At 53.0% G+C, this 6,751-nt stretch carries 9 protein-coding genes; 3 read left to right on the top strand and 6 right to left on the bottom strand.

The annotated features are described in order from the left end of the window. Positions 1 to 19: 19 nt before the first annotated feature. The 4 genes from O4H62_RS26150 to O4H62_RS26165 form a co-directional block, all read right to left on the bottom strand. Entirely contained in the window at positions 20 to 1,081 is a 1,062-nt protein-coding gene (locus tag O4H62_RS26150; protein ID WP_269391827.1) for a YncE family protein, read from the bottom strand. A 28-nt stretch (positions 1,082 to 1,109) separates the two neighbouring features. Continuing rightward, positions 1,110 to 1,433, bottom strand: a complete 324-nt coding sequence (locus O4H62_RS26155; protein WP_269391828.1) for a DUF5676 family membrane protein — start codon at positions 1,431 to 1,433, stop codon at positions 1,110 to 1,112. Continuing rightward, entirely contained in the window at positions 1,426 to 1,767 is a 342-nt protein-coding gene (locus O4H62_RS26160) for a YHS domain-containing protein (RefSeq protein WP_269391829.1), read from the bottom strand. Before O4H62_RS26160 ends, O4H62_RS26155 begins: the two co-directional genes overlap by 8 nt. A 248-nt stretch (positions 1,768 to 2,015) precedes the next feature. Next, the gene (locus O4H62_RS26165; RefSeq protein ID WP_269391830.1) at positions 2,016 to 2,378 is read right to left on the bottom strand and encodes a hypothetical protein; all 363 of its coding nucleotides are present in this window, start codon (positions 2,376 to 2,378) and stop codon (positions 2,016 to 2,018) included. A gap of 222 nt (positions 2,379 to 2,600) precedes the next feature. Between O4H62_RS26165 and O4H62_RS26170 the strand changes: the two genes are divergently transcribed. Next, the gene (locus O4H62_RS26170) at positions 2,601 to 3,041 is read left to right on the top strand and encodes a hypothetical protein (RefSeq protein WP_269391831.1); all 441 of its coding nucleotides are present in this window, start codon (positions 2,601 to 2,603) and stop codon (positions 3,039 to 3,041) included. Between the two features lie 770 nt (positions 3,042 to 3,811). After that, positions 3,812 to 4,264: a DUF411 domain-containing protein gene (locus O4H62_RS26175; RefSeq protein WP_269391832.1), complete on the top strand. Its 453-nt coding sequence runs from the start codon at positions 3,812 to 3,814 to the stop codon at positions 4,262 to 4,264. A gap of 405 nt (positions 4,265 to 4,669) precedes the next feature. Here O4H62_RS26175 and O4H62_RS26180 read toward each other — a convergent pair whose 3' ends face one another. Further along, positions 4,670 to 4,927, bottom strand: coding sequence for a hypothetical protein (locus tag O4H62_RS26180; RefSeq protein ID WP_269391833.1), 258 nt, complete (start codon positions 4,925 to 4,927; stop codon positions 4,670 to 4,672). 568 nt (positions 4,928 to 5,495) lie between these two features. Here O4H62_RS26180 and O4H62_RS26185 point away from each other — a divergent pair. Further along, positions 5,496 to 5,807: a hypothetical protein gene (locus O4H62_RS26185; protein WP_269391834.1), complete on the top strand. Its 312-nt coding sequence runs from the start codon at positions 5,496 to 5,498 to the stop codon at positions 5,805 to 5,807. A gap of 161 nt (positions 5,808 to 5,968) precedes the next feature. Here O4H62_RS26185 and O4H62_RS26190 read toward each other — a convergent pair whose 3' ends face one another. After that, complete coding sequence (locus O4H62_RS26190) at positions 5,969 to 6,481, bottom strand: hypothetical protein (protein WP_269391835.1); 513 nt, start codon at positions 6,479 to 6,481, stop codon at positions 5,969 to 5,971. Positions 6,482 to 6,751 lie beyond the last annotated feature (270 nt).

Raw genomic sequence — 6,751 nt, forward strand, 5'->3', positions numbered from 1 at the left:
CGGACGATTTGTTGGGAAGTTACGGAAGCACGACCATCTGGTGGCCCTCGCCGGAAACGGCGATTTCGCCGATGACCGAGAGATCGATCTGGTTGATGATCCAAATTTTGGGTTCGTCGCGGCTCGATACGTAAATCTTGCCAGTGCCGTCGATCGTTGTCAGATGATACGGAGCGGGCGACAGTGAAGCGGTCCGCATCGCACCGGATTGCAGATCGATGGCGACAAGCTTGTCTTCGCTCTTTCCGCTGACGAAGAGCGTGCTCCCGTCGTCCGACAAGTCGAGCCCGTGCAACTCTCCTCCAATCTCGAATGAGCGGAGAATGGCACCATCGGACACCGCAATCTCATGGATTTTGCCGATATCTGCGTCGGCCACATATAGCGTTGCCCCGTCGCCGGAGATGACCACGTGCTCGGGAGCTGTACCAACAAGCAAATTGCGTCTGACAAATCCCTTCTCGACATCGACTTCACTGATTGTGCCGTTGCCTGAATTGGTTACGAAAACCGAAGCGCTGTCTCCGGAAAAAACGGCATAATTCGGTGCCGATCCAGTTGGAACAAAGGCCTTGAAAGCCAAGGTTTCGAGATCGATTATGCTTATCCCGTCACCTGATGGATGAGTAGCTGCAGCGTAACGACCGTCGGGCGAAACAGCAGTATGATGGACCGCGCCGGGCACTTCGATCCGACGCAGTATCTCACCAGACTTTGCGTCGAGGATGGTCAGAATGCTGATCGCGGCGTCCTTGGGCATCGCCCCCGCTGCAGGTTTGGCGTGATGGGCCGCATGTTCGTCCTCCGACACACCTTCTGGCTTAGCGAGTGCCGGTGCCTCGGTGCCTTTGACCTCGGAATAGCTGCCGGCGACGAGGTACCGAACACCAGGTGCACCAGAAAGGCCGTGAATGGCATCCAAGCCGGTGATCTTGCGTTCGACCGTGCCAGTGTCTGTATCGACGACGATGATTTGATCCGCGCTGCCATCAGCAATGTAGACCGTCGCGGCCGTCGCTGACGCCGAAGTCAGGAGGGCGGCGAGAATTGCCGAAAGAGAAAGCTTTAATGGTGACGTCATAGTTGAGTTCCTTTTGTTGTGCGCTGCATCAACGTGCCCAACGGGCAGAGAAATAATTGAATAACGGCGCGAATATCAGCGCGACGAACCAGCCATAGGCAAAGGCCTCCACCCCGCCGAGCAGAAAGCTTGACCAAGTCAACCAAGAGAAACCGGGAAGCAGTTTCAGCCACGTCTGGTACATGGCCTGCCCGGGGAAGATGAGGTCGAAGCCGACACACAGCGCAAACGTCACCACGAGAAAAATGCCCAAGCTCATGCCGAGCGCGACGACTGGGATATGCGGTGGACGGATCACGGGCAGAGGTATGCCTGCCCGGTGAGGTTGATTGGTTCTTGCAAGGTTATCCATGAGCTTGCTCGCTCATGTCTGTGATGGTTCCCTTAGCTTCAGCAAGATAGGAATCCGGCGCGGCCTCGAAGCGCTCGCGGCATTCCCGCGAACAAAAGTAGTAGACGTGGCCCTCATGGACGGCTGACTTCGAGTTTCGTGTCTGAACGGTGATTCCGCACACAGGGTCAGTGTCAGTCTCCGGGGCAGTCCATCGGACATCAGCCGCCGAACTGCTCGGCTTGTCGCGGGTTGCTCCTGACTTGCCGTGACCCATGACGTGAGCGCCACAGCCAAACCGCATCATGATGAAGATGAGGCCGGCCCAAAAGAGAAAATAGAGGATAGTTTCCATTGCATGCTCCACGCGCAAATCTGAATGCGCATTCGCCGTTTCGGCTTTGTCCGAACTGTGCTTGAGCCAACGAAGGTGGCCGGCGGATAGCGGAGATGCGTTGGTGAGCGATTCAACTCAACCGTCGGCATCGAACGCCATTCCGTTGGCCGCCATGCTCGCGTGAAAGGAGATGAACCGCTAAAAACAGCAGACAGCTCTATTGACGCAGCTGGAACAAGCTCAGCCGGAAGTACGAATCCGTCGTGTCAGGAAATTTTGGGAGGGGGAGATGGGAACTTGGAAAACGGCTGCTTCACGAATGCCTGGATCGAAGAAATCGCGACCGCTACGGCGTTTTCATGGCTCAATGCCTCAAACGGCAAAATCGCCGCAGCATGGCAATGCATTTGGTCCGCGCATTGCGGTGAGTGCGGCGACGCATCGCGTTCGGAGTTTCCAGAATCAGGCGAATGGGTAGAAACCACGACCGTCTGCATGCCTGAGAATTCGCTGGCATGAGTTTGATGCAGGGAAATGGCGGAGAAGTACAGAGACACGATGACCACAAGCGTCAGGGTCTGCCAAGTGAACTGGCCTCCTTTCAAACTGTGGTTTCGACGTGTTGGCACGTTATCAAATCCCCATTGAAGATTACGACTACCACATCGAATCCCCTGCCTTCATTGACATGGGTCAAATTAGCATCAAGGCTATATCGTATAACGGCATGCAATTTGGGACGCGTCGCGGTACGCGCCTGCAAGCCAGCCAAGGTGCGCCAGCCCAGAGTTCAACCCGCATTCCTGATGTTTGCAGGCAAAGAGAAACAACAACGGGGGTGCGGATCGCTCATGAGCGGGATTACTCGGCAACCAGAATTCGGAATTGTAATATTTTCGTTCCTACTGCATTTCGTTTGGGAGTATCTACAGGCACCCACCTATATAGGCATGATGGAATTGCGCCACTGGGAAGGCGTCAAACTATGCACCTCGGCGACCATCGGTGATGTCGGCTTTGCATTGATTGCCTTTTGGGTTGCGAGCGCCTCGGCCCGATCGCGCGGCTGGTTGATGTCACCCAAGACACTCCCATTTCTTGTCTATCTCGGTGTGGGTGTGGCGCTGACAATCGGTTTTGAATACTACTATACCCAGATTGCCCATCGTTGGGCCTATTCCGATCTCATGCCGCTGGTCCCTCCGTTCGGAACGGGCATGAGTCCGCTCCTTCAGTGGTTGGTGGTCCCCCCGATCGTGCTTTGGCTAAGCCGTCGACATATTGGTCACTAGTCTGATTGATCTTCGTTGGACACCCACATCTCGGTCCTCAGACAAGGCCAATGGACGATCAATCTACTTTCACAACGCGGTACCGCTTCGAAGACAACGTCTGATCCCCAAATGCCCTTATCTCAGGCGGTGGGGGCGCTGCGGCATTGAACCTCGGGACGCCCCTGGATGACCACTTCCAAGCACCGCGACTACATGCGACAATAAATGGATGAGGTTCGCGAAGGTCATTCAACAACTACTGATCGTGTCCGCCCTACTGGGGATCATCCTTGGTCCCTTCAGTCTGGTGGTGGCGGACAGCGCCATGGCGTCTTGGAAAATAGTGGGAATGGGAGGCATCGGGAACACGATAATTCCTGCGGGAGATTCCTGTTGCCAAAATGAGATGCCGAGCTCACGGGACTGCCAAAAGACATGTCCTCTTCCATTGCTGTGCACGACTGCCATCATCTTTCAAAAGACGATCGCAGTCGCTTGGTCTCATGATTCCGACTGGGTGCCCGTGATTTCCAATGGGAAGCCATATTTGGGAATGGCTTCATTTATGCCCGCTCCGCCAATCCGTCCTCCACGAAGCTGACTTCAAGTCGTAAATCCGCGTCGTCGTGTGTGGACAGCCTGATGCTGGCAACTGGACCATCCGCTCCGAGGCGAAGGTAAGTCTACGCGCGCCGAGCGCGCCTATCCAAATCAGCAATTTCGTCAAACAGGTGTGATGTGGTCACTGCAACGCGCAGCTTCACGTCCAAAAAACAAGGAGGATACCAATGAGGAGAAGAGATTTTATCCGCGCTGCGGCCGCAGTAACAGCCGTATCTCTCGCTACGAAAAACGCTTTTTCTGCAGAGCCCATGACCGTCTACAAAGACCCAAATTGTGGCTGCTGCCATGCATGGACGAAGGCGATGCAGAACGCTGGCTATGCTGTCGAGATTCATGACCTCGACGATTTATCGGAGATCAAACAGAAATATGGGATTTCCGCGGAACTTCAGGGATGCCACACGGCAGTCATGGCCGGCTACTTCATAGAAGGCCATGTGCCGCTTGAATCGGTGAATTGGTTGTTGACGGAGCGGCCTGAAATCGCGGGCTTGGCAGTACCTGCAATGCCATCTGGATCGCTGGGCATGGGCGATGATCCTAGCGCGAGCTATGACGTATTGGCAGTTGACCGGGCTGGGAAAGCGACGCTCCATACGGCTGTCCGTCCGACGTAGCCGAGACGGTGGGCAGTAGCCCCTTTTCTGAAACACCTCTCCATCCACGTCAAGTATCGATGGAGAGGTGTTCGACCACATCAAGGTATTGCCATGAACCGCAACTCATTCGGTGAGAAACACACTACTGGTACGACGTGGCTTTGAGCAGAAGTAAAAACTGAAGACGCCGGGGCACTCAACTTCGTCATTTGGGCTGCGAGCGAGCGATCCAAACTGGTTCTGCCTTCCTCCGCAGCTTTCATCATGTTTGCCGTTTTCAATGCGGGAAAATAATACATCTAAGGCCGTCATATTAGACAAAAAGAGATCCCGGAGGTTACCTTCCGGGGGCCTTTTCTTTGGTCGCGTCTTTGGAGGCGACCTCCGGCAAATCCCCGGCGGTTCAAAGCGAGTGTCGGCTATTCAGATTGCCTGGCAACCTGAACACCAGCTCTCTTGTTCAGAAATAACTTCTTGCTCACGGTGCCATTCTTCTTCTTCTTGATCATATAAAAGGTAGGCGAGGTAGGTCTCGAAACCCTTACCCCGATTGAAGTCGAAGCGAGTGCCGTCAAGAATGTCTGAAACGTCATCAATCCACTTGCCCTTCTCGCCATCAGCCAAGCGTGCTTGTTCGACCGCGAGTGCGATTGCCAAATTTGGGCAATCTTGATCTGCCACGTTCGTTCTCACAACATGCAAAGCGTCATATTAATCACGTCTATATTCGTTTATAATTTGCGTATACCTGAGATTTGTTGAAATGAATTCTATAAAATTATTGTCTATCAATAATAATTATTGTTCAATATTGAAAACAATGTAATCAAAAATACGTTTCATTGTTGTAATATTGATTTTATAACTCCGCATCAAAATGAATCGAATGCAAAAAACGGTTGAAATATTTCGCAGAGAAGGAAATGAATGCGATCTTAGCTACTCTTTCCATCGGGAAAGATTGTCGTGGAGGTGAGGTTCGTACACATCTTCGACGGGTGCCGTGGCCGCTTAACTTAGACCAAATAGTCTCCCGCAAATTTGGGACGGTTCAATGTGGCAATTCTCATTTCTGATCCTCGATGACTTCTACGTCTCAGGGGGCTCGGATCGAGAATGAAAGCCAAGGGGTGTTTTTTAATTCTAATGCCGCGCCTGTGGTAAGCTTTCGATCGCTATATCCGCGTCATCCCCTTGCCTGGATTCCACGAGCCCGGCATAGGTGTCTCAACGAATAAGGAGATGGCGCATGTCAAATTTTGGATCACCCGCACACAACGCTACCATGGGCATGGGCGCTGGAATGATGATTCTGGCGGCTGCAGGCACTGGCTTGGCAAACAGTCTTATCAATGCACAGATTGAGGCGAATGATCGTCGCTATGACGCCGCATATGGGGATGCTCTGTCCAGCGCTGTGGCTCATGCGGACTCGATGGATCGTGTCAACGATATCGCGATGCAGCGGGTTCGTGATCTGGAGGCTCAGGTGCGGTCGCTTACTGCTGCATGCGCACAGCGTCAGGGATGCATCGACCGCATGAAAGCACGGCTGTCATGAGCCTTGTGCCGAGTGACGTTACGGACGAGCAGTTTGTGGCACTCCGTGAGCTTTTCGGCGATCTCGTCTATGAAACACCCGAAATCTGTATCCATTTACTCAAGCATCTCGACGAAAATCAGGACAACAAAGAGCCCGCTTAATTTGCGGGCTTTTCAGTTTCAACGGAAAGCGACGGAGTGTGTCGTCTTCATAGACTGCGCGTCAGCTTTCCACTCAGACCGCTCAGCGGCCGTCATTGGGGGCTTGCTCAGTCTGACAATCGGCACGCCATTGATGCCATGGTCACGACCGGAGACGAAGAGCCGAGCGGCACGAATGCCGCCCCTCGATAAAGCTTTCAGCTCGTCGTCGCTCATGCACAATAGCGTGTCCCTGACTTCCTCCTTGAGAGCGCTTAGATCGGTCGAAGGGCGGCTCGGAGGCAGTGCCTTTGTGTAAGCCATGACGCTGGAAATTCCGTCTTTGTTAAACTCGGGGGCCGCTTCTTTGGCACGCTTGGCGGCCAGCTCTTCCAGAATTTCGAGAGGCTGAGTCGAAGGCTCGTAGTGTGGCATCGTTGGTCTGCTGCCGGAAAGCATACGCCAAGGCCATGACAACAGCTTCTCAAGTGAGGTCATCGTTCCCATTAACAAACGGCCGATTGCGACGGCGAGTGCAGCGAAAAATCTCATCATAAATGTCCATTGCTTTGGTTTTGGTACTATACTTCTTTGTACCGCAAGTAACTATCATAATAATATTCTGTCGGCGTTTAAATTACTCTATCTATATATAGTATTGTATATGGAACGTCGTTGTGACTTCGGGAGAGTGTTATGAAAGAAATTAAATATATTGCTTCGGAGATGTTCCGTGATTTGTTCGGGTACTGTAACTTGACGTCTGGAAATTGCTTTTGCGCAGGTGCCATGAGCCCCTGCCAAGGCGTGGCCCGGCAGGGG

Origin of the sequence: Parahoeflea alexandrii, assembly GCF_027214025.1 — a bacterium.
GTDB lineage: Bacteria > Pseudomonadota > Alphaproteobacteria > Rhizobiales > Rhizobiaceae > Hoeflea > Hoeflea alexandrii_A.

What these genes read in the sequence shown, in the direction of transcription:
- O4H62_RS26150 (WP_269391827.1), bottom strand. Translation starts at nt 1,081, where the DNA reads ATGACGTCACCATTAAAGCTTTCTCTTTCGGCAATTCTCGCCGCCCTC.
- O4H62_RS26155 (WP_269391828.1), bottom strand. Translation starts at nt 1,433, where the DNA reads ATGGATAACCTTGCAAGAACCAATCAACCTCACCGGGCAGGCATACCT.
- O4H62_RS26160 (WP_269391829.1), bottom strand. Translation starts at nt 1,767, where the DNA reads ATGGAAACTATCCTCTATTTTCTCTTTTGGGCCGGCCTCATCTTCATC.
- O4H62_RS26170 (WP_269391831.1), top strand. Translation starts at nt 2,601, where the DNA reads ATGAGCGGGATTACTCGGCAACCAGAATTCGGAATTGTAATATTTTCG.
- O4H62_RS26175 (WP_269391832.1), top strand. Translation starts at nt 3,812, where the DNA reads ATGAGGAGAAGAGATTTTATCCGCGCTGCGGCCGCAGTAACAGCCGTA.
- O4H62_RS26185 (WP_269391834.1), top strand. Translation starts at nt 5,496, where the DNA reads ATGTCAAATTTTGGATCACCCGCACACAACGCTACCATGGGCATGGGC.
- O4H62_RS26190 (WP_269391835.1), bottom strand. Translation starts at nt 6,481, where the DNA reads ATGAGATTTTTCGCTGCACTCGCCGTCGCAATCGGCCGTTTGTTAATG.